The sequence below is a fragment of the Parazoarcus communis SWub3 = DSM 12120 genome, from assembly GCF_003226565.1.
In the GTDB taxonomy this organism is placed as follows: Bacteria; Pseudomonadota; Gammaproteobacteria; order Burkholderiales; family Rhodocyclaceae; genus Parazoarcus; species Parazoarcus communis.
The window spans coordinates 1-314 of sequence record NZ_QKOE01000156.1; the positions used below are offsets into that span (position 1 = coordinate 1).

Sequence of the window (314 nt, forward strand, 5' to 3'; positions counted from 1 at the left end):
CAAGCTCTCGGACAGCGGCGCCAAGGCGCGCTTCTACCACGCGGTCAGCGAAGCGCACCTGTCGCGCATCATCAAGGTGGATCTGGCTGAGGAGCTGTTCAGCTACCACATCGACGACAAGGCGAAGCGTCTTGCCGAAATGATGGACGGCAAGTTGCTGCTGGTGACCAATGCCGAGGGGCTTTCGGCGCAGAACGTGATTCAGCGCTATAAGTCGCTCGCCGACATCGAGCGCGGTTTCAAGGTGCTCAAGTCCGAGATCGAGATCGGCCCGGTGTATCACCGTCTGCCCGAGCGGATCCGCGCGCACGCGT

Annotated in this window: 1 pseudogene; it reads left to right on the forward strand. The window is 61.8% G+C overall.

Annotation, left to right across the window (positions count from 1 at the left end):
* Positions 1-314: pseudogene (locus tag DNK49_RS23525) on the forward strand (IS1634 family transposase); the annotation flags it as partial.